At 51.5% G+C, this 17,499-nt stretch carries 28 protein-coding genes; 6 read left to right on the forward strand and 22 right to left on the reverse strand.

Features of this window, described 5'->3' with window-relative positions:
• Window positions 1–171: 171 nt before the first annotated feature.
• Complete coding sequence (locus tag EKN83_RS21655; RefSeq protein ID WP_126801679.1) at window positions 172–726, forward strand: gamma carbonic anhydrase family protein; 555 nt, start codon at window positions 172–174, stop codon at window positions 724–726.
• Here the strand turns inward: EKN83_RS21655 and EKN83_RS21660 are convergent.
• Genes EKN83_RS21660 through dprA form a run of 6 tightly spaced genes read right to left on the reverse strand, consistent with a single transcriptional unit; the run spans window position 702 to window position 4,485 of the window.
• On the reverse strand, window positions 702–950 hold the full coding sequence (locus tag EKN83_RS21660) for a DUF1488 domain-containing protein (protein ID WP_025759198.1): 249 nt from the start codon (window positions 948–950) through the stop codon (window positions 702–704). The two genes, EKN83_RS21655 and EKN83_RS21660, sit on opposite strands and share 25 nt — an antisense overlap.
• Entirely contained in the window at window positions 947–1,765 is an 819-nt protein-coding gene (gene aroE / locus EKN83_RS21665) for a shikimate dehydrogenase (RefSeq protein WP_094919584.1), read from the reverse strand. The genes EKN83_RS21660 and aroE overlap by 4 nt, the downstream gene beginning before the upstream one ends.
• Window positions 1,766–1,769: 4 nt before the next feature.
• Window positions 1,770–2,342 carry an L-threonylcarbamoyladenylate synthase type 1 TsaC gene (gene tsaC, locus EKN83_RS21670; RefSeq protein WP_126801680.1) on the reverse strand — a complete coding sequence of 191 codons (573 nt, stop codon included), beginning with the start codon at window positions 2,340–2,342 and terminating at the stop codon, window positions 1,770–1,772.
• Entirely contained in the window at window positions 2,335–2,889 is a 555-nt protein-coding gene (locus EKN83_RS21675) for a type I DNA topoisomerase (RefSeq protein ID WP_025759202.1), read from the reverse strand. Before EKN83_RS21675 ends, tsaC begins: the two co-directional genes overlap by 8 nt.
• A gap of 26 nt (window positions 2,890–2,915) precedes the next feature.
• Window positions 2,916–3,389, reverse strand: a complete 474-nt coding sequence (gene smg, locus EKN83_RS21680) for a DUF494 family protein Smg (protein WP_008503477.1) — start codon at window positions 3,387–3,389, stop codon at window positions 2,916–2,918.
• Window positions 3,361–4,485 carry a DNA-protecting protein DprA gene (gene dprA / locus EKN83_RS21685; RefSeq protein WP_126801681.1) on the reverse strand — a complete coding sequence of 375 codons (1,125 nt, stop codon included), beginning with the start codon at window positions 4,483–4,485 and terminating at the stop codon, window positions 3,361–3,363. Before dprA ends, smg begins: the two co-directional genes overlap by 29 nt.
• A 127-nt stretch (window positions 4,486–4,612) precedes the next feature.
• Between dprA and def the strand changes: the two genes are divergently transcribed.
• From def to mscL, 5 genes are all read left to right on the forward strand, one after another.
• On the forward strand, window positions 4,613–5,122 hold the full coding sequence (gene def / locus EKN83_RS21690) for a peptide deformylase (RefSeq protein WP_025759205.1): 510 nt from the start codon (window positions 4,613–4,615) through the stop codon (window positions 5,120–5,122).
• A gap of 25 nt (window positions 5,123–5,147) precedes the next feature.
• Window positions 5,148–6,095 (forward strand): methionyl-tRNA formyltransferase, encoded by a 948-nt coding sequence (gene fmt / locus EKN83_RS21695; protein ID WP_094919585.1) that lies wholly within the window; start codon window positions 5,148–5,150, stop codon window positions 6,093–6,095.
• Between the two features lie 52 nt (window positions 6,096–6,147).
• Window positions 6,148–7,434, forward strand: coding sequence for a 16S rRNA (cytosine(967)-C(5))-methyltransferase RsmB (gene rsmB, locus EKN83_RS21700; RefSeq protein WP_126801682.1), 1,287 nt, complete (start codon window positions 6,148–6,150; stop codon window positions 7,432–7,434).
• Window positions 7,435–7,456: 22 nt separating this feature from the next.
• The gene (trkA, locus tag EKN83_RS21705) at window positions 7,457–8,833 is read left to right on the forward strand and encodes a Trk system potassium transporter TrkA (RefSeq protein WP_025759209.1); all 1,377 of its coding nucleotides are present in this window, start codon (window positions 7,457–7,459) and stop codon (window positions 8,831–8,833) included.
• Window positions 8,834–8,979: 146 nt separating this feature from the next.
• Window positions 8,980–9,390: a large-conductance mechanosensitive channel protein MscL gene (gene mscL / locus EKN83_RS21710; RefSeq protein ID WP_025759210.1), complete on the forward strand. Its 411-nt coding sequence runs from the start codon at window positions 8,980–8,982 to the stop codon at window positions 9,388–9,390.
• Here mscL and EKN83_RS21715 read toward each other — a convergent pair whose 3' ends face one another.
• From EKN83_RS21715 to rpsH, 16 genes are all read right to left on the reverse strand, one after another.
• The gene (locus tag EKN83_RS21715) at window positions 9,391–9,606 is read right to left on the reverse strand and encodes an alternative ribosome-rescue factor A (protein WP_126801683.1); all 216 of its coding nucleotides are present in this window, start codon (window positions 9,604–9,606) and stop codon (window positions 9,391–9,393) included. It abuts the gene before it with no gap.
• A gap of 57 nt (window positions 9,607–9,663) precedes the next feature.
• Window positions 9,664–10,089, reverse strand: a complete 426-nt coding sequence (zntR, locus tag EKN83_RS21720; protein ID WP_126801684.1) for a Zn(2+)-responsive transcriptional regulator — start codon at window positions 10,087–10,089, stop codon at window positions 9,664–9,666.
• Window positions 10,090–10,091: 2 nt separating this feature from the next.
• Window positions 10,092–10,460, reverse strand: coding sequence for a DUF1992 domain-containing protein (locus tag EKN83_RS21725; RefSeq protein ID WP_126801685.1), 369 nt, complete (start codon window positions 10,458–10,460; stop codon window positions 10,092–10,094).
• Between the two features lie 107 nt (window positions 10,461–10,567).
• Window positions 10,568–10,951, reverse strand: a complete 384-nt coding sequence (gene rplQ / locus EKN83_RS21730; protein WP_001216368.1) for a 50S ribosomal protein L17 — start codon at window positions 10,949–10,951, stop codon at window positions 10,568–10,570.
• A gap of 40 nt (window positions 10,952–10,991) precedes the next feature.
• Complete coding sequence (locus EKN83_RS21735; protein WP_002919219.1) at window positions 10,992–11,981, reverse strand: DNA-directed RNA polymerase subunit alpha; 990 nt, start codon at window positions 11,979–11,981, stop codon at window positions 10,992–10,994.
• Between the two features lie 25 nt (window positions 11,982–12,006).
• Window positions 12,007–12,627 (reverse strand): 30S ribosomal protein S4, encoded by a 621-nt coding sequence (rpsD, locus tag EKN83_RS21740; RefSeq protein ID WP_004868345.1) that lies wholly within the window; start codon window positions 12,625–12,627, stop codon window positions 12,007–12,009.
• Window positions 12,628–12,659: 32 nt separating this feature from the next.
• Window positions 12,660–13,049, reverse strand: a complete 390-nt coding sequence (gene rpsK, locus EKN83_RS21745) for a 30S ribosomal protein S11 (RefSeq protein ID WP_003863312.1) — start codon at window positions 13,047–13,049, stop codon at window positions 12,660–12,662.
• Between the two features lie 16 nt (window positions 13,050–13,065).
• Window positions 13,066–13,422: a 30S ribosomal protein S13 gene (rpsM, locus tag EKN83_RS21750; protein WP_008503488.1), complete on the reverse strand. Its 357-nt coding sequence runs from the start codon at window positions 13,420–13,422 to the stop codon at window positions 13,066–13,068.
• Between the two features lie 146 nt (window positions 13,423–13,568).
• A complete protein-coding gene (gene rpmJ, locus EKN83_RS21755; protein ID WP_000868187.1) occupies window positions 13,569–13,685 on the reverse strand; it encodes a 50S ribosomal protein L36 in 117 nt (38 codons plus the stop codon).
• Between the two features lie 31 nt (window positions 13,686–13,716).
• Window positions 13,717–15,048, reverse strand: coding sequence for a preprotein translocase subunit SecY (gene secY / locus EKN83_RS21760; RefSeq protein WP_003863305.1), 1,332 nt, complete (start codon window positions 15,046–15,048; stop codon window positions 13,717–13,719).
• 7 nt (window positions 15,049–15,055) lie between these two features.
• Window positions 15,056–15,490, reverse strand: coding sequence for a 50S ribosomal protein L15 (gene rplO / locus EKN83_RS21765; protein ID WP_003863304.1), 435 nt, complete (start codon window positions 15,488–15,490; stop codon window positions 15,056–15,058).
• A gap of 3 nt (window positions 15,491–15,493) precedes the next feature.
• Window positions 15,494–15,673, reverse strand: coding sequence for a 50S ribosomal protein L30 (rpmD, locus tag EKN83_RS21770; protein WP_003863301.1), 180 nt, complete (start codon window positions 15,671–15,673; stop codon window positions 15,494–15,496).
• A gap of 6 nt (window positions 15,674–15,679) precedes the next feature.
• Complete coding sequence (rpsE, locus tag EKN83_RS21775; RefSeq protein ID WP_003863299.1) at window positions 15,680–16,180, reverse strand: 30S ribosomal protein S5; 501 nt, start codon at window positions 16,178–16,180, stop codon at window positions 15,680–15,682.
• Window positions 16,181–16,194: 14 nt separating this feature from the next.
• Entirely contained in the window at window positions 16,195–16,548 is a 354-nt protein-coding gene (gene rplR, locus EKN83_RS21780) for a 50S ribosomal protein L18 (protein ID WP_003863297.1), read from the reverse strand.
• 9 nt (window positions 16,549–16,557) lie between these two features.
• Complete coding sequence (gene rplF / locus EKN83_RS21785) at window positions 16,558–17,091, reverse strand: 50S ribosomal protein L6 (protein WP_003863296.1); 534 nt, start codon at window positions 17,089–17,091, stop codon at window positions 16,558–16,560.
• Between the two features lie 12 nt (window positions 17,092–17,103).
• Entirely contained in the window at window positions 17,104–17,496 is a 393-nt protein-coding gene (gene rpsH / locus EKN83_RS21790; RefSeq protein WP_006178918.1) for a 30S ribosomal protein S8, read from the reverse strand.
• Window positions 17,497–17,499 lie beyond the last annotated feature (3 nt).

The following is a 17,499-nucleotide window of genomic DNA, read 5'->3' on the forward strand; positions in this document are numbered from 1 at the left end:
ATCCCAATTTTTAGCACAAGTGTTTTTTAGATCTTTTTTTTCGACTGCTGATTTTCCGTGCTTTTCGCTGAAATCCCGCCCGATTTGTTTAAATATTGGCGCATTTTGCCTTGTCTCGATCCCATAATATGATCACCGTATTGTGTATAGCGCTCATCCTTAGAGGTAGATATGCCTGCAGTATTACGTCCTTATAAAGATCTGTTCCCCCAAAAAGGCGATCGCGTGATGATCGACGCCAGCAGCGTGGTCATTGGTGATGTCCGAATGGCCGACGACGTCAGCATCTGGCCGCTTGTCGCCATCAGGGGAGATGTTAACTATGTGTCTATTGGCGCCCGTACCAATATTCAGGACGGTAGCGTTCTGCATGTCACGCACAAATCTTCTTATAACCCGGAAGGCAATCCACTCATCATTGGCGAAGATGTTACCGTCGGCCATAAAGTGATGCTTCACGGCTGCACTGTCGGAAATCGGGTGCTTGTTGGCATGGGATCGATTCTGCTGGATGGCGTCATAGTAGAAGATGACGTCATGATTGGTGCCGGTAGCCTTGTCCCGCAGAACAAACGACTGGAGAGCGGCTATCTCTATCTGGGAAGCCCGGTAAAACAGATCCGCCCCCTCACGGAGGCAGAGCTCGAAGGATTAAGATACTCCGCGAACAACTACGTAAAATGGAAGAATGATTACCTGAATCAGGACAACCAAACCCAGCCCTGATCGTCTTCCTGCTGTTCGCGGATTAAATCGCTGGCTTCCTCTTCCAGATCCCAGCGATTTTCACAAAATACGGCTATCGGGTCCGAACCGCCAAAACGACGCAACAGCGTATCCCCCAAAATAGCGCAGGTAAGTTGCATCCCCTGCACCAGCACCGGGAAACAGACCGCTTGTTTACCCTCATCCCAGAACTCCCGGTCCGGAAAGTGAATAGCCTGATTCACGCCGATAACTCCTGCTTTAGCTTTTCAATAACCGGCTCAACTGCAGGCAACACGCCATGCCAGAGCAGCACCGCATGCGCGGCCTGACCCACCAGCATTCCCAGCCCATCGGCGATATGCTTCGCGCCGTGTTGTTCACACCAGTTCAGGAAAGGCGTCTTCCCTTTCTGGTAGAACATGTCATAGAAGTACATATGCGCGTTTACCAGCGAAGCGGGGATGGCCGGGATCTCGCCGTTGATACCGCTGGAGGTGGCATTGATAATAAGATCGAACTCACGATCGGCAAGATCGTCAAGCGCTACCGCACTCACGCTACCGGTATGTGCAAACAATGCCGCCAGCGCTTCTGCCCGGGAAAAGGTCCTGTTGGTAATGGTCACCGCACAGTCCAGGGAAAGCAGAGGCAACAGGACTCCCCGCGATGCGCCCCCCGCACCAATCAGCAGGATCCGAAATCCGGGCTTGATAAACGAGAGTCTTTCCAGATCGCTAAGTAAACCAATTCCGTCAGTGTTATCACCCAGAAGGCGCCCATCCTCAAGCCGTTTCAGGGTATTTACTGCCCCAGCAAGTGAAGCGCGCTCGGTCAGCTCATCCGCACGTTCGAAGGCTTCCTCTTTAAAAGGAACGGTCACATTCGCGCCTTTACCGCCCGCGGCGAAAAAAGCCTCCAGTGTTGGAATAAATGTATCCACCGGGGCCAGTACGCGGCCATAGGGATGATCAATCTGCAGCTGCTCCGCAAATTGCTGATGGATCCACGGCGACTTACTGTGTGCAATCGGATTACCAAAAACAGCATAGGTTTCCATGAGATTACCCCTGGCGAAAACGTTCGCCGGTCAAAGCGTCACGAATTTCGGACGGATTCAGGCGCCCTCCCGTTTCACCGGCAGCAACAGGGAAGTCATTTCCGAACTGCGCCAGTACTTCTTCGGTTGTCCGACAGGGTGGCAACCCGGTCAGGTTAGCGCTGGTTGAAACCAGCGGTTTACCAAATGCCAGGCAAAGCTCTACCACCAGCGGATGATCAGTGACGCGGACGGCGAGGGAATCAAAGCGTCCGGTTAACCAGCGCGGCGTTGTCGGCTGCGCCGGGAAGACAAAGGTCACTGGCCCTGGCCACGCGGAGAAGATCGTCTCGCGCTGCGCCGGCGTCAGCATAGAGTCATCGATATAGGGTTTAAGCTGCTCATAATTCGCAGCGATCAAAATCAGCCCTTTCTCGACGGGTCTTTGTTTTAAGGTAAGCAGGCGGCTTACAGCCGTCTCGCTGTCGGGATCGCAACCGACCCCAAAAACAGCTTCAGTTGGATAGGCGATGACGTCTTCGTTTTTCAGGACATCCACCATATGCGCAATGGAGCCTGATTGCAGGTTATTATTCACTGTTTTGATCCGCCGAAACCGGCTTTCCACATTGTTTACTGGCGCAGAAGCATTTCATTCCTTGCGCCGTTTTCTTCTCGATAAGTAGCGGATAATTGCAATATGTGCAGATGCCCGCTACCGGTTTGAAATTGATAACGAACTGGCATTCAGGGTAGCGATCGCAGGAATGGAAGGTCTTACCAAAGCGAGAACGACGTTGTACCAGTTGTCCGCGCTGGCATTGAGGACAGGCAATAGCCGTTTCATCCGGCTTATCAATTTGTTCTGTATGTTCACATTCCGGATAACGGCTACATCCAATAAACATGCCGAAACGCCCCTGACGGAGCGCAAGTTCGCCGCCGCAGAGAGGGCAAAGCTGCCCCTCCAGAATTTTCACGATATGTCCATCCGCCTGGCTTTTCAGAGGACGAACATAATCACATTCCGGATAGTGGGAACAACCGAGAAACGGGCCGTGTTTCCCGGACCGAATAACAAGTTCAGCCCCGCACTGCGGGCAGGGCTCATTTTTATGCACCGTGAACAGTGCTGATTTGGCCATAACAACTCTTGGTGCTGCGCATTGAATTAGTGCAGCATACCTTCATTCACTTCAAAGAGTAATTCTTCCATTTGCTGATAGGCATTTTCACAGCCCGGGATATTAAACAGAACCATCAGGATCACCCACTTGAGATCTTCCAGTTCAAATTCTGCCGTATCCAGCGCCATGACGCGCTCTATCACCATTTCTCTCGTTTCGAGGTTTAACACCTGAATCTGCTCAAGGAATAAAATGAACCCCCGGCAGCTGGCGTCCAGCCTTTCACACTCTTCAGCGGTATAGATGCGTACGGACAGTGGGTCAGAAGCAAGCTGCATCGGTTCGGCAAGGCCTTCCTGATAATCAGCCAGTTTTTCCAGCCACATCAACGCATTATAGATGTCTTCCCGCTCAAACCCCGCATCGGTAAGATCCTGTGTCAACTTGTCCTGATCCACTCGCATTTCTGCTTCGTTATGGATGTAAGTCTCAAACAAATACATCAGTACGTCGAACATGGCATGCCCTCCTTAATCGGACATAGCCGCCGGGTACAGCTGCGATCCACCCTGCTAACTCCAGTTCGAGTAGCTGTGCTACCGTTACTGGCACAGGTTGGCCGGCACGTTCAGCGACAACGTCAACAGGTGTTACCTCATCTCCTACGTTAGCCAGGAGCTTGGGAAATGGCAATGCCACCTTTCCCTGATCTGATGAATAATGTCGCTTTTCGGGATCTTCCTGCAGCCGTTGCAAGCCATATTGCAAATTTTCAAGAATGTCCCCTACTTCCGTTACCGGTGTTGCCCCTTGTTTAATCAGCCAGTGTGGCCCTTCACAGCCGGGGTTACCTATCGGGCCGGGCAAGGCAAAAACATCCCTTCCCTGTTCAAGCGCGCACCGTGCCGTGACCAGCGACCCGCTGCGGCGTGCCGCTTCAACCACCAGCACGCCCTGACTCAGCCCGCTGATAATCCGATTACGACGCGGAAAGTTTGCCGGTTTGGGCTGCGCCGAAAGGGGAAATTCAGAGACAATCGCGCCGTCAGATTCGATAAGCCGCATCGCCAGTGCCTGATGCCGGCGCGGATAAATGCTAAAAAGACCGTTTCCCAGCACGGCGACACTTCGGCCTTTTACTGACAGGGCTGCGCTGTGGGCAACGCCGTCAATCCCGCAGGCCAGCCCGCTGGTGATCGTGAGCCCGCTTTGTGAAAGTTGTTCGCACAGGATTTTCCCCCATCGCTCGCCGTACCATGACGGTGCACGGCTCCCGACGACCGCCAGCTGCACAGTATTAAGCGTCTCGGGATTGCCTTTCACGAATAGCGCCCCGGGATAATCAGGGATCGCGCGGAGCAAAGGGGGATAAAGTGGATGACTGGCCGTCAATAAATGATGTCCCGGCTGCTCAAGCCACCTCAGGCTACGCTCCAGCTCACTCTCCTCTGGCGCAAAGAACCGTTCAGCCTGCCGGGCTGACAGCCCGGCCTTTCTGACAACGAGCGTATCGATCCTCTCCTGCTGCTGCAGTTGTGAAGCCGCTTCAAGCATGACATCGCCATACAGAGAAGCTGTGTGTATTAGCCGTAGCCATATTTCAGTAGACGTCATCCTTTCCCCTGCCATAAGCGGCCTGCGCAATCATTGCGATTGGTCACTGATGCTGTCAATCGATGGGGGATTTGTCTAGAATAGAGAGAGTATTCTTATCAACTCCTGAACACGACTCTGGAAATTTATGGCAGTTTTGCAAGTGTTACATATTCCGGACGAGCGCCTTCGCATCGTCGCTGAACCGGTCAAAGAAGTGAATGCAGAAATCCAGCGTATCGTTGATGATATGTTCGATACCATGTACGCCGAAGAAGGCATTGGCCTGGCGGCAACGCAGGTGAACATTCACAAGCGTATTATCGTGATCGACGTTTCTGAGAATCGCGATGGGCGTCTGGTGCTGATCAACCCAGAGCTGCTTGAAAAGAGCGGCGAGACAGGTATTGAGGAAGGTTGTCTGTCCATTCCCGAACAGCGTGCTTTAGTCCCTCGTGCCGAAAAAGTGAAAATTCGCGCACTGGATCGCGATGGCAATCCGTTCGAACTGGAAGCAGACGATCTGCTGGCGATTTGTATTCAGCATGAGATGGATCACCTGGTCGGTAAACTGTTTATCGATTACCTCTCGCCGCTGAAACAGCAGCGTATTCGTCAGAAAGTAGAGAAACTGGATCGTTTGCGCTCTCGCGCATAACATCCCCCCGGATACAAGGATCACCGTGTCTAAAACACTACGCATTATCTTCGCGGGAACCCCTGACTTTGCAGCGCGTCATCTTGACGCGCTGTTATCTTCTGGTCACCAGATTGTTGGCGTCTTTACCCAGCCGGACCGTCCGGCAGGTCGCGGTAAAAAACTGATGCCGAGCCCGGTAAAGGTGCTGGCAGAAGAGCATGGGCTTCCCGTTTTCCAGCCCGCATCGTTACGCCCACAGGAAAATCAGCAGCTTGTTGCTGACCTGAATGCCGATGTGATGGTGGTGGTGGCTTACGGTTTAATTCTGCCAAAAGCTGTGCTTGATATGCCTCGCCTGGGTTGCATCAACGTGCATGGTTCCCTGCTCCCGCGCTGGCGTGGTGCTGCACCTATCCAGCGCGCTCTGTGGGCGGGTGATGCTGAAACGGGCGTCACCATCATGAAGATGGATGTAGGTTTAGACACTGGCGATATGCTGTATAAACTGGCCTGCCCTATTACGGCAGACGATACCAGCGGCACGCTGTACGACAAACTGGCAGAGCTCGGTCCGCAAGGCCTTATCGAGACGCTCCAGCAGCTTGCTGACACCACGGCAAAACCGGAAGTTCAGGATGAGGCGCAGGTGACGTATGCCGAAAAGCTAAGCAAAGAAGAAGCACGGCTCGACTGGTCGCTCTCTGCCGCTCAACTTGAACGCTGCATTCGCGCTTTTAATCCGTGGCCGATGAGCTGGATGGAGATTGATGGGCAGCCGGTAAAAGTCTGGAAAGCTTCCGTCATTAGCGGTGATACCACCGCTGAACCCGGTACGATTATTGATGCCAGCAAGAACGGTATCCAGGTGGCGACTGCGCAAGGGATCCTGAATCTTGAATCGCTACAGCCGGCCGGTAAGAAAGCCATGAGCGCTCAGGATCTGTTAAATTCCCGTCGCGAATGGTTTATTCCGGGCAATCGCCTTGCCTGAACAAACTTCTTCTTAAGGCCCGGTGTTTCCGGGCATTTTTATTTCTACGGTTATGAAAAAACAAAATCTACGCAGTATGGCGGCTCAGGCCGTTGAGCAGGTTATCGAGCAGGGCCAGTCATTGAGTAATGTCCTGCCTCCACTGCAACAAAAAGTCTCTGATAAAGACAAAGCTCTGCTTCAGGAGCTCTGCTTTGGCGTCCTGCGCACAGTCTCTCAACTTGAGTGGTTGATTAATAAGCTGATGTCACGCCCAATGACAGGCAAGCAGCGTACCGTACATTATTTGATTATGGTGGGCTTTTATCAGCTCCTTCATACCCGTATCCCACCTCATGCCGCGCTGGCAGAGACGGTGGAAGGTGCCGTTACAATTAAACGTCCTCAGCTGAAAGGGCTGATCAACGGCGTACTGCGTCAATTCCAGCGACAGCAGGACGAACTGCTGGCGGAATTTGCGCAGAGCGAAACGCGTTTCCTGCACCCGGAATGGCTGCTGAAACGCCTGAAAAAAGCCTGGCCACAACAGTGGCAAAATATTGTCGAAGCCAATAATGAACGTCCGCCGATGTGGTTACGCGTGAATCGTAACCATCATTCTCGCGATGCCTGGCTGGCTTTGCTGGAAGAGGCAGGGATGAGCGGCTTTACCCATGATGCTTATCCTGATGCGGTGCGTTTAGCGTCCCCTGCTCCGGTACATGCATTACCCGGCTTTGATGAGGGATGGGTAACGGTACAGGATGCCTCAGCTCAGGGCTGCATGACCTGGCTTGAACCCAAAAATGGTGAGCAGATCCTCGATTTGTGCGCTGCACCTGGGGGCAAAACGACGCATATTCTTGAAGTGGCTCCGCAGGCCAGCGTCATGGCGGTAGATATTGATGAACAGCGTCTTTCACGCGTCTATGACAACCTTAAGCGTCTGGGCATGAAGGCACAGGTTAAGCAAGGCGATGGACGTAAACCGGCAGAATGGTGTGGTGAAACACAATTCGATCGCATTTTACTGGATGCCCCCTGCTCTGCGACCGGCGTTATTCGTCGTCATCCGGACATCAAGTGGTTACGCCGCGACCGTGACATCAAGGAACTTGCCCAGCTGCAGTCCGATATTCTCGACGCCATCTGGCCGCATCTTAAACCTGGCGGTACGCTGGTTTATGCAACCTGCTCGATACTTCCGGAAGAAAACAGTCAGCAAATCGCGGCTTTCCTCAAACGTACCCCGGACGCGGCACTGCACGATACGGGAACATCTGAATCTCCGGGTCAGCAGAACCTGCCGGGTGCAGAAGAAGGTGATGGATTCTTTTACGCTAAGCTAATCAAAGAGTGATGTTGAGAACAGGTCACGAGATATGAAGATTATCATTCTGGGTGCAGGACAGGTTGGCGGGACGCTGGCAGAAAATCTGGTTGGCGAAAATAATGACATCACCATTGTTGATACCAATGGCGATCGCCTGCGTGTCTTACAGGACAAATTTGACCTGCGTGTTGTGCAGGGTCATGGTTCTCACCCGCGCGTGCTTCGTGAGGCGGGTGCCGACGATGCTGACATGCTGGTTGCGGTGACCAGTTCTGACGAAACCAATATGGTGGCCTGTCAGGTGGCCTACTCACTTTTCAACACGCCAAACCGAATCGCGCGTATCCGCTCACCGGACTATGTTCGCGATGCGGAAAAACTGTTTAATTCAGAAGCGGTCCCTATTGATCATCTTATCGCGCCAGAACAGCTGGTCATCGACAATATCTATCGTCTGATCGAATATCCAGGCGCTCTGCAGGTGGTCAACTTTGCCGAAGGTAAAGTGAGCCTTGCAGTCGTCAAGGCCTATTACGGTGGGCCACTGATCGGTAATGCGCTTTCCACCATGCGCGAGCATATGCCGCATATCGATACGCGCGTCGCGGCCATCTTCCGCCACGACAGACCTATTCGCCCGCAAGGCTCAACAATTGTCGAGGCTGGTGATGAGGTCTTCTTTATTGCAGCCTCACAGCATATTCGTGCGGTGATGAGTGAGCTTCAGCGGCTGGAAAAACCCTATAAGCGCATTATGCTGGTCGGCGGTGGCAATATCGGTGCTGGTCTGGCACATCGACTGGAAAAAGATTACAGCGTTAAGTTGATCGAGCGCGATCAACAGCGTGCTGCTGAACTGGCGGAAAAACTGCAAAATACGATCGTATTTTATGGCGATGCGTCAGATCAGGAGTTACTGGCTGAAGAGCATATTGATCAAGTTGATCTCTTTATTGCTGTCACCAACGACGACGAGGCGAATATTATGTCCGCCATGCTCGCCAAACGTATGGGTGCCAAAAAGGTCATGGTGCTAATCCAGCGCCGGGCATATGTGGATCTGGTTCAGGGAAGTGTGATTGATATTGCTATTTCACCTCAGCAGGCGACAATTTCCGCCCTCCTGAGCCATGTTCGTAAAGCGGATATTGTCGGTGTGTCATCGCTTCGTCGCGGCGTAGCGGAAGCCATTGAAGCGGTCGCACACGGAGATGAAACCACATCTCGCGTCGTGGGCCGTTCGATCGATGAAATTAAGCTGCCACCAGGCACTATAATCGGCGCCGTTGTACGCGGGAATGATGTCATGATTGCCAATGATAATTTACGTATTGAGCAAGGCGATCATGTGATTATGTTCCTGACCGATAAAAAGTTTATAACCGACGTCGAACGTTTGTTCCAGCCAAGCCCATTCTTCCTCTAATGTGTCGGGTGCGTGAAAAAGCGCACCCGCACTTTATCCTCTTCATTTTTGTGCCTTTTATTTTTCATAGCGTTTAATTATCCCGAATGGCAATTAGCTAATCATTTGTTAAACTTATAGTCGTCAGCTGGCACAAGGAGAATAAAATGAGTTTTATTAAAGAATTCCGCGAATTTGCAATGCGCGGGAACGTGGTGGATTTGGCAGTGGGTGTCATTATTGGTGCAGCATTCGGCAAGATTGTTTCATCATTAGTCGCCGACATTATCATGCCACCTTTAGGGTTGTTAATCGGGGGCATTGATTTCAAACAATTCGCTTTCACGCTGCGTGAAGCACAAGGTGATGTTCCGGCAGTCGTGATGCACTACGGCGTATTTATTCAGAACGTATTTGATTTTGTGATCGTCGCATTTGCCATTTTTATGGCTATAAAACTGATCAACAAACTCAACCGTAAGAAAGAAGAGCCGGCAGCAGCGCCTGCACCAACGAAAGAAGAAGTGCTGCTGAGCGAGATTCGCGATCTGTTAAAAGAGCAGAACAACCGCGTTTAATCAACAGCTTAAAGCGGGAAGGCCAGTGGTAAAAAAGCGATTCGCTTGTTTGCCACTGACCTCCCAGTTACCCCGTTTTGCATGTTTATCTTTGCGCAGATAACTTCCTTTCCCTTTTTTATTCTTCTCAACGCGCTGTCTGAATAACGGGTCGTGAAGTAACGCCTCAATGGCATTGTCCTTAATTTGTCCTTTCGTGTGCTGATAGCGGCTCATAATTTCTCCTGAGCATGGTGTATGACGACGGGAGTCTAGACCCGGATGGACTAAAAATCAACAGCCCTCAGTTTCTCCGCTGGCCCCCTGTTCAAGGGCTTCAAGAATTGAACAATAAATACTGCTGTGGGCCGTACCGCAGCAGGCATCATTCAGCCTCTGCAGAGAGCGCTGCATGGTTTGCAGCTCCTTAATACGCGCCTCAACTTCATCCAGCCGGGCCTGCACAATACTTTTAGATTCCTGGCAGGTGTGATGTTCGGGATCGATGCGGATCGATAATAACTCCCGGATCGCGTCCAGCGTAAATCCGAGCTGACGCGCATAACGAATGAACCGCAGACGCTGAAGATCGTTATCGGTGTAAAGGCGAAAGCCTCCTTCAGTCCGAACTTCATGATCGATCATCTGCTGCTTTTCATAATACCGGATAGTATCCGGCGTGACATTCGCGAGCTTCGCAAGTTCACCAATGCGGTACATAGCTACTCCTCGTTTATTTTCTGCATCAATCTTTCACAGTATTCACCGCGCAGAAAATCTGTATTCATCCCGGCCTGGCGCAGCTTGAGTTCAAGCAGCGCGATCCTGCGGCTAAGCTCAGCGTGTCGAGGATCGTCCTGATGGATCCCTTTGAGGAGATCGACCATTTCGACAGCCTCTCTGCGTTGTTCAAGCTCCGGAGGAAGACAACCTGCATTTTTCAGTAACCGATATCCGGCCCGTAGTTCCGGGGCAATATGCGAATCATCATCCAGCACAAGCGGTTCGCCGCTTCCCGGAAGATCGTCGAATTCGCCTTTCTTTTGGGCATCGCAAATATGGCGTTCTGCCCACTGGTCAAGCAACCACATTATCAGCTCCAGGGGATGAACAGAATTAATACAAACATTGTAGAGAAGTGGGGGTATCGCGGATATAAAAAAACCCGCCGAAGCGGGTTTTTTTACGTTACTGCAGATTACTCTGCAGCAGCTTCTGCTTTCTCTGAACGATCAACCAGCTCGATGTAAGCCATCGGCGCGTTGTCGCCTGCACGGAAACCACACTTCAGAATACGAGTGTAACCACCGGCACGGCTCGCGAAACGCGGGCCCAGCTCGTTAAACAGTTTTGCCACGATCTCGTTATCACGAGTGCGGGCGAATGCCAGACGACGATTAGCAACGCTGTCAGTCTTGGCAAGAGTAATCAGCGGCTCAACTACGCGACGCAGCTCTTTCGCTTTAGGCAGGGTCGTCTTGATGATTTCATGACGAACCAGTGAACCTGCCATGTTGCGGAACATAGCCTGGCGATGGCTGCTGTTGCGGTTCAGTTGACGACCACTCTTACGATGGCGCATGACCTTATCCTTCTCAGTAAAACCTTAACCTGTGATCCGGTTACTCGTCAGCAATGCTTGCCGGTGGCCAGTTTTCCAGGCGCATGCCCAGAGACAGACCACGTGAAGCCAGCACGTCTTTAATCTCGGTAAGAGATTTTTTACCCAGGTTCGGCGTTTTCAGCAACTCAACCTCGGTACGCTGTACCAGATCACCGATATAGTGGATAGCTTCTGCCTTGAGGCAGTTAGCAGAGCGGACAGTCAATTCGAGATCGTCAACAGGGCGCAGCAGGATCGGATCGAATTCTGGTTTCTCTTCTTTCACTTCCGGCTGACGAACATCACGTAAGTCAACGAAAGCTTCCAGTTGTTCTGCCAGGATGGTTGCCGCACGACGAATCGCCTCTTCAGGATCGATTGTGCCGTTGGTTTCCATTTCGATGACCAGCTTGTCCAGGTCGGTACGCTGTTCTACACGCGCTGCTTCAACATTGTAGGCAATACGCTCTACAGGGCTGTAGCATGCGTCGACCAGCAGACGGCCGATTGGGCGCTCATCTTCTTCCGAATGAATTCGGGCAGAAGCCGGCACATAACCACGACCGCGCTGAACTTTGATACGCATGCTAATAGCTGCGTTCTCATCGGTCAGGTGGCAGATCACGTGCTGCGGCTTGACGATTTCAACATCACCGTCGTGGGTGATGTCGGCTGCAGTCACAGGGCCAATGCCAGATTTATTCAGAGTAAGAATAACTTCATCTTTACCCTGAACTCTCACCGCCAGCCCTTTCAGGTTGAGCAGGATTTCAAGGATATCTTCCTGAACGCCTTCTTTGGTGCTGTACTCATGAAGTACACCATCAATCTCAACCTCGGTCACCGCGCAACCCGGCATCGATGAGAGCAGAATACGGCGCAGTGCGTTACCCAGAGTATGGCCAAAGCCACGCTCTAAAGGCTCAAGGGTCACCTTGGCGTGCGTCGAACTCACTTGCTCGATATCTACCAGGCGCGGTTTTAGAAACTCTGTCACAGAACCCTGCATTGTGTCCTCTCTTTGGTACTAAGCTTTACTTGGAGTAAAGCTCGACGATCAGGTGTTCGTTAATGTCCGCAGACAGATCAGAACGTTCTGGCTGACGCTTGAACGTACCTTCCATCTTGCCAGCATCAACTTCCAGCCAGGTTGGCTTTTCACGCTGCTCAGCCAGCTCCAGAGCGGCCTTCACGCGAGATTGCTTTTTCGCTTTCTCACGAATGCTAACAACGTCATTCGCTTTAACCTGATAAGAAGCGATGTTAACAACACGACCGTTTACCATGATTGCTTTGTGGCTAACCAGCTGACGTGATTCAGCACGAGTAGCGCCGAAGCCCATACGGTATACAACGTTGTCCAGACGACCTTCCAGCAGAGCCAGCAGGTTTTCACCTGTGTTGCCTTTCAGACGTGCTGCTTCTTTATAGTAGTTACGGAACTGACGCTCCAGCACACCGTACATACGGCGAACTTTTTGCTTTTCACGCAACTGCACACCATAGTCAGACAGACGCGGTTTACGCGCACCGTGCTGGCCAGGAGCTTGTTCAATTTTACACTTGGTATCGATCGCGCGAACGCCAGACTTAAGGAATAAGTCGGTGCCCTCACGACGGCTCAGCTTGAGCTTAGGACCCAAATATCTTGCCATTTTCTATCTCCAACTAACCTAAAAAACGAGCGTTATACGCGACGTTTTTTCGGCGGACGACAACCGTTATGAGGGATCGGAGTCACATCAGTAATATTAGTGATGCGGAAACCAGCGGCGTTCAGAGCGCGAACAGTAGATTCACGACCCGGACCCGGACCTTTAACCATAACTTCCAGATTCTTGATGCCGTATTCTTTTACGGCTTCTGCGCAACGCTCTGCTGCAACCTGAGCTGCGAACGGAGTGGATTTGCGAGAACCACGGAAACCGGAACCACCGGCTGTTGCCCAACCCAATGCGTTACCCTGACGATCAGTAATAGTAACGATGGTGTTGTTGAAAGAAGCATGGATATGAGCCACGCCGTCAGAGACTTGTTTTCTTACACGTTTACGTGCACGAACTGGTGCCTTTGCCATTATTCAATCACCCCGATTATTTCTTGATCGGTTTGCGCGGACCCTTACGGGTACGTGCGTTGGTCTTAGTACGCTGACCGCGCACTGGCAGACCACGACGATGACGCAAACCGCGATAGCAACCAAGATCCATCAGGCGCTTGATGCTCATGCTGATTTCACGGCGCAGATCACCTTCAACGACAAATTTGGCAACTTCGTCACGCAGCGTGTCGATTTGTTCTTCAGACAGCTCACTGATCTTAACATCTTCAGCGATACCCGCTGCAGCCAGAATGGCTTTAGAACGGGTCTTGCCGATGCCGTAGATCGAAGTTAATGCGATCACAGCATGTTTCTGATCAGGAATGTTAATGCCTGCTATACGGGCCACTATGCACTCCTACTATTTAATATGTACGCACCATGCTGAAAAGCCCGTTTTCAGGATACTCAAATGGAAACGTACAGACATACAAAAGATTGGCTGGCTAATCTAGCCAGCTCAACCCAACTTTGCAAGAAAAATATGCGAAATAATCAGCCTTGGCGCTGTTTATGCTTCGGCTCGGCACTGCAAATCACACGGATGACACCATCACGCTTAACGATTTTGCAGTTACGGCATAATTTCTTGACGGAAGCACGAACTTTCATTTTTACTCTCCGTAACTTCTCAGGCGACCAATTAGCGGCCGTAGCCTTTCAGGTTCGCCTTCTTCAATGCAGACTCATACTGACTGGACATCATCAGAGTTTGCACTTGAGCCATAAAGTCCATAATCACGACAACAACGATAAGCAGTGAGGTCCCACCGAAGTAGAACGGTACTTTCATTGCATCACGCATGAACTCCGGGATCAGGCAGATAAAAGTAATATAGAGCGCACCAACCAAAGTCAGGCGGGTCATTACTTTATCGATATACTTCGCCGTTTGCTCTCCCGGACGAATTCCTGGTACAAATGCACCGGACTTCTTCAGGTTATCTGCTGTTTCACGCGGGTTGAAGACCAACGCCGTGTAGAAGAAACAGAAGAAGATGATCGCAGACGCATAGAGTAACACATAAAGTGGTTGCCCAGGCTGCAAATACAGCGAAATTGTTGTCAGCCAGTTCCAACCAGTACCGCCCCCGAACCATGACGCGATGGTTGCCGGGAACAGAATAATACTGGAAGCGAAGATCGCCGGGATTACCCCCGCCATATTCACTTTCAGCGGTAAATGTGTGCTCTGTGCAGCATAGACACGACGACCTTGCTGACGCTTAGCGTAGTTCACCACAATGCGGCGTTGACCACGTTCAACGAAGACAACAAAGAACGTCACTGCAAATACTAATACTGCAACCAACAGCAACAGGAGGAAGTGCAGGTCGCCTTGACGCGCTTGCTCGATGGTATGGGCGATGGCTGGCGGGAGACCCGCAACAATACCGGCGAAGATAATGATTGAGATACCGTTACCGATACCACGCTCAGTAATCTGTTCGCCGAGCCACATCAGGAACATTGTCCCTGTGACCAGACTCACAACAGCGGTGAAATAGAATGCAAAGCCTGGGTTTAATACCAGGCCCTGCATACCAGGCATATTCGGAAGACCGGTAGCAATACCGATCGACTGGAATATTGCCAGCACCAGAGTACCGTAACGGGTGTACTGACTAATCTTACGACGTCCAGACTCCCCTTCTTTCTTCAACTCTGCCAGGGCCGGATGAACGACCGTCAGCAGCTGGATAATAATTGATGCCGAAATGTACGGCATAATACCCAGAGCAAAGATAGAAGCACGGCTGAGAGCACCACCAGAGAACATGTTGAACATTTCAATGATGGTGCCTCGCTGTTGCTCAAGCAGTTTGGCAAGTACAGCGGCATCGATACCAGGGATCGGAATAAAAGAGCCAATACGGAACACAATCAGCGCGCCGATAACAAACAGCAGTCTGCGTTTCAGCTCGCCAAATCCACCTTTGGCACTTTGAAAATCTAATCCCGGTTGCTTAGCCATCTGCTACTTATTCCTCAATTTTACCGCCAGCAGCTTCGATAGCAGCACGAGCACCTTTAGTAACACGCAGGCCACGAACAGTTACCGGAGTAGACACTTCACCAGCCAGGATCACTTTCGCGAACTCGATCTGGATACCGATAATGTTAGCTGCTTTCAGCGTGTTCAGGTCTACAACGCCGCCTTCAACTTTCGCCAGGTCAGACAGACGGATTTCCGCTGTGATCGCTGCTTTGCGAGAGGTGAAGCCGAACTTCGGCAGACGACGGTACAGTGGCATCTGGCCACCCTCGAAACCGCGACGTACGCCACCGCCAGAACGAGAGTTCTGACCTTTGTGACCACGACCACCGGTTTTGCCGAGGCCAGAACCGATACCACGACCCAGGCGTTTACCCGCCTTTTTAGAGCCTTCGGCCGGAGACAGAGTATTTAAACGCATCTCTTACTCCTCAACTTTAACCATGAAGTAAACCGCGTTGACCATACCACGAACAGCAGGAGTATCCTCGCGCTCAACGGTATGACCAATACGACGCAGACCCAGGCCAAGCAGCGTTGCCTTGTGTTTCGGCAGACGACCGATTGCACTGCGGGTTTGAGTGATTTTAATAGTCTTTGCCATGGTCAATTACCCCAGAATTTCTTCAACGGATTTACCACGCTTGGCAGCGACCATTTCTGGAGAATTCATATTTTCCAGGCCATCAATAGTTGCACGAACCACGTTGATCGGGTTGGTGGAACCATATGCTTTAGCCAGAACGTTATGAACCCCAGCAACTTCCAGAACGGCGCGCATTGCACCACCGGCGATGATACCGGTACCTTCTGAAGCTGGCTGCATGAATACACGAGAACCCGTGTGAACACCTTTTACAGGGTGCTGCAGGGTGCCGTTGTTCAGCGCGACGTTAATCATGTTGCGACGGGCTTTTTCCATCGCTTTCTGGATCGCTGCTGGAACTTCACGCGCTTTACCGTAACCAAAACCAACGCGACCGTTACCATCGCCTACTACAGTCAGAGCTGTGAAGGAGAAAATACGACCACCTTTAACGGTTTTAGATACGCGGTTTACCGCGATCAGCTTTTCCTGCAGTTCGCCAGCCTGTTTTTCGATGTGAGCCATCTTACACCTCTACCTTAGAACTGAAGGCCAGCTTCACGGGCAGCATCTGCCAGTGCCTGGACACGACCATGATATTGGAACCCGGAACGGTCAAAGGAAACATTGCTGATGCCTTTTTCCAGAGCGCGTTCAGCAACAGCTTTACCTACAGCTGCAGCGGCGTCTTTGTTACCGGTGTACTTCAATTGTTCTGAGATAGCTTTTTCTACAGTAGAAGCAGCTACCAGAACTTCAGAACCGTTCGGAGCAATTACCTGTGCGTAAATATGACGCGGGGTACGATGTACCACCAGGCGAGTTGCACCCAGCTCTTTGAGCTTGCGGCGTGCGCGGGTCGCACGACGGATACGAGCAGATTTCTTATCCATAGTGTTACCTTACTTCTTCTTAGCCTCTTTGGTACGCACGACTTCGTCGGCGTAACGAACACCCTTGCCTTTGTAAGGCTCAGGACGACGGTAGGCGCGCAGATCTGCTGCAACCTGACCGATCAGCTGTTTATCAGCGCCTTTCAGCACGATTTCAGTTTGAGTCGGGCATTCTGCAGTGATACCGGCCGGCAGCGGATGCTCAACAGGGTGTGAGAAGCCCAGAGACAGGCCTACTGCATTCCCTTTGATAGCTGCACGATAACCTACACCAACCAGCTGAAGCTTTTTAGTGAAGCCTTCGGTAACACCAACAACCATTGAGTTCAGCAGGGCACGCGCGGTACCAGCCTGAGCCCAACCATCCACGAAACCATCACGTGGACCGAAGGTCAGAGCGTTATCTGCATGTTTAACTTCAACAGCTTTGTTGAGGGTACGAGTCAGCTCGCCGTTTTTACCTTTGATCGTAATAACCTGACCGTCGATTTTTACATCAACGCCGGCAGGAATAACGACCGGTGCTTTAGCAACACGAGACATTCTTTCCTCCGATTAGGCTACGTAGCAGATAATTTCGCCACCAAGACCAGCCTGGCGCGCTGCACGATCAGTCATAACACCTTTAGAGGTAGAAACAACTGCGATACCAAGACCAGCCATAACTTTTGGCAGCTCATCTTTTTTCTTATAGATGCGCAGGCCTGGGCGGCTGACACGCTGAATGCTTTCTACAACAGCTTTACCCTGGAAATACTTGAGAGTAAGTTCCAGTTCCGGCTTGGTGTCGCCTTCAACTTTAAAATCTTCGATAAAACCTTCTTCCTTCAGCACGTTGGCAATTGCCACTTTCAGCTTGGCGGAAGGCATGGTGACCGCAACTTTGTTCGCGGCCTGACCGTTACGGATACGGGTCAGCATATCCGCGATCGGATCTTGCATGCTCATCTG

This window comes from Enterobacter sp. WCHEn090032, assembly GCF_003986875.1.
GTDB classification, from domain to species: domain Bacteria; phylum Pseudomonadota; class Gammaproteobacteria; order Enterobacterales; family Enterobacteriaceae; genus Enterobacter; species Enterobacter sichuanensis.

Coding starts and splice junctions, on each gene's coding strand:
- smg (WP_008503477.1), bottom strand. CDS start 3,389: ATGTTCGACGTACTGATGTATTTGTTTGAGACTTACATCCATAACGAA.
- rplQ (WP_001216368.1), bottom strand. CDS start 10,951: ATGCGCCATCGTAAGAGTGGTCGTCAACTGAACCGCAACAGCAGCCAT.
- rpsD (WP_004868345.1), bottom strand. CDS start 12,627: ATGGCAAGATATTTGGGTCCTAAGCTCAAGCTGAGCCGTCGTGAGGGC.
- rpsK (WP_003863312.1), bottom strand. CDS start 13,049: ATGGCAAAGGCACCAGTTCGTGCACGTAAACGTGTAAGAAAACAAGTC.
- EKN83_RS21715 (WP_126801683.1), bottom strand. CDS start 9,606: ATGAGCCGCTATCAGCACACGAAAGGACAAATTAAGGACAATGCCATT.
- rplF (WP_003863296.1), bottom strand. CDS start 17,091: ATGTCTCGTGTTGCTAAAGCACCGGTCGTTATTCCTGCCGGCGTTGAT.
- rpmD (WP_003863301.1), bottom strand. CDS start 15,673: ATGGCAAAGACTATTAAAATCACTCAAACCCGCAGTGCAATCGGTCGT.
- EKN83_RS21725 (WP_126801685.1), bottom strand. CDS start 10,460: ATGTGGTTGCTTGACCAGTGGGCAGAACGCCATATTTGCGATGCCCAA.
- rplO (WP_003863304.1), bottom strand. CDS start 15,490: ATGCGTTTAAATACTCTGTCTCCGGCCGAAGGCTCTAAAAAGGCGGGT.
- aroE (WP_094919584.1), bottom strand. CDS start 1,765: ATGGAAACCTATGCTGTTTTTGGTAATCCGATTGCACACAGTAAGTCG.
- EKN83_RS21655 (WP_126801679.1), top strand. CDS start 172: ATGCCTGCAGTATTACGTCCTTATAAAGATCTGTTCCCCCAAAAAGGC.
- rpmJ (WP_000868187.1), bottom strand. CDS start 13,685: ATGAAAGTTCGTGCTTCCGTCAAGAAATTATGCCGTAACTGCAAAATC.
- rpsH (WP_006178918.1), bottom strand. CDS start 17,496: ATGAGCATGCAAGATCCGATCGCGGATATGCTGACCCGTATCCGTAAC.
- def (WP_025759205.1), top strand. CDS start 4,613: ATGGCAGTTTTGCAAGTGTTACATATTCCGGACGAGCGCCTTCGCATC.
- EKN83_RS21675 (WP_025759202.1), bottom strand. CDS start 2,889: ATGGCCAAATCAGCACTGTTCACGGTGCATAAAAATGAGCCCTGCCCG.
- dprA (WP_126801681.1), bottom strand. CDS start 4,485: ATGACGTCTACTGAAATATGGCTACGGCTAATACACACAGCTTCTCTG.
- mscL (WP_025759210.1), top strand. CDS start 8,980: ATGAGTTTTATTAAAGAATTCCGCGAATTTGCAATGCGCGGGAACGTG.
- rsmB (WP_126801682.1), top strand. CDS start 6,148: ATGAAAAAACAAAATCTACGCAGTATGGCGGCTCAGGCCGTTGAGCAG.
- trkA (WP_025759209.1), top strand. CDS start 7,457: ATGAAGATTATCATTCTGGGTGCAGGACAGGTTGGCGGGACGCTGGCA.
- EKN83_RS21735 (WP_002919219.1), bottom strand. CDS start 11,981: ATGCAGGGTTCTGTGACAGAGTTTCTAAAACCGCGCCTGGTAGATATC.
- rplR (WP_003863297.1), bottom strand. CDS start 16,548: ATGGATAAGAAATCTGCTCGTATCCGTCGTGCGACCCGCGCACGCCGC.
- rpsE (WP_003863299.1), bottom strand. CDS start 16,180: ATGGCTCACATCGAAAAACAGGCTGGCGAACTGCAGGAAAAGCTGATC.
- zntR (WP_126801684.1), bottom strand. CDS start 10,089: ATGTACCGCATTGGTGAACTTGCGAAGCTCGCGAATGTCACGCCGGAT.
- secY (WP_003863305.1), bottom strand. CDS start 15,048: ATGGCTAAGCAACCGGGATTAGATTTTCAAAGTGCCAAAGGTGGATTT.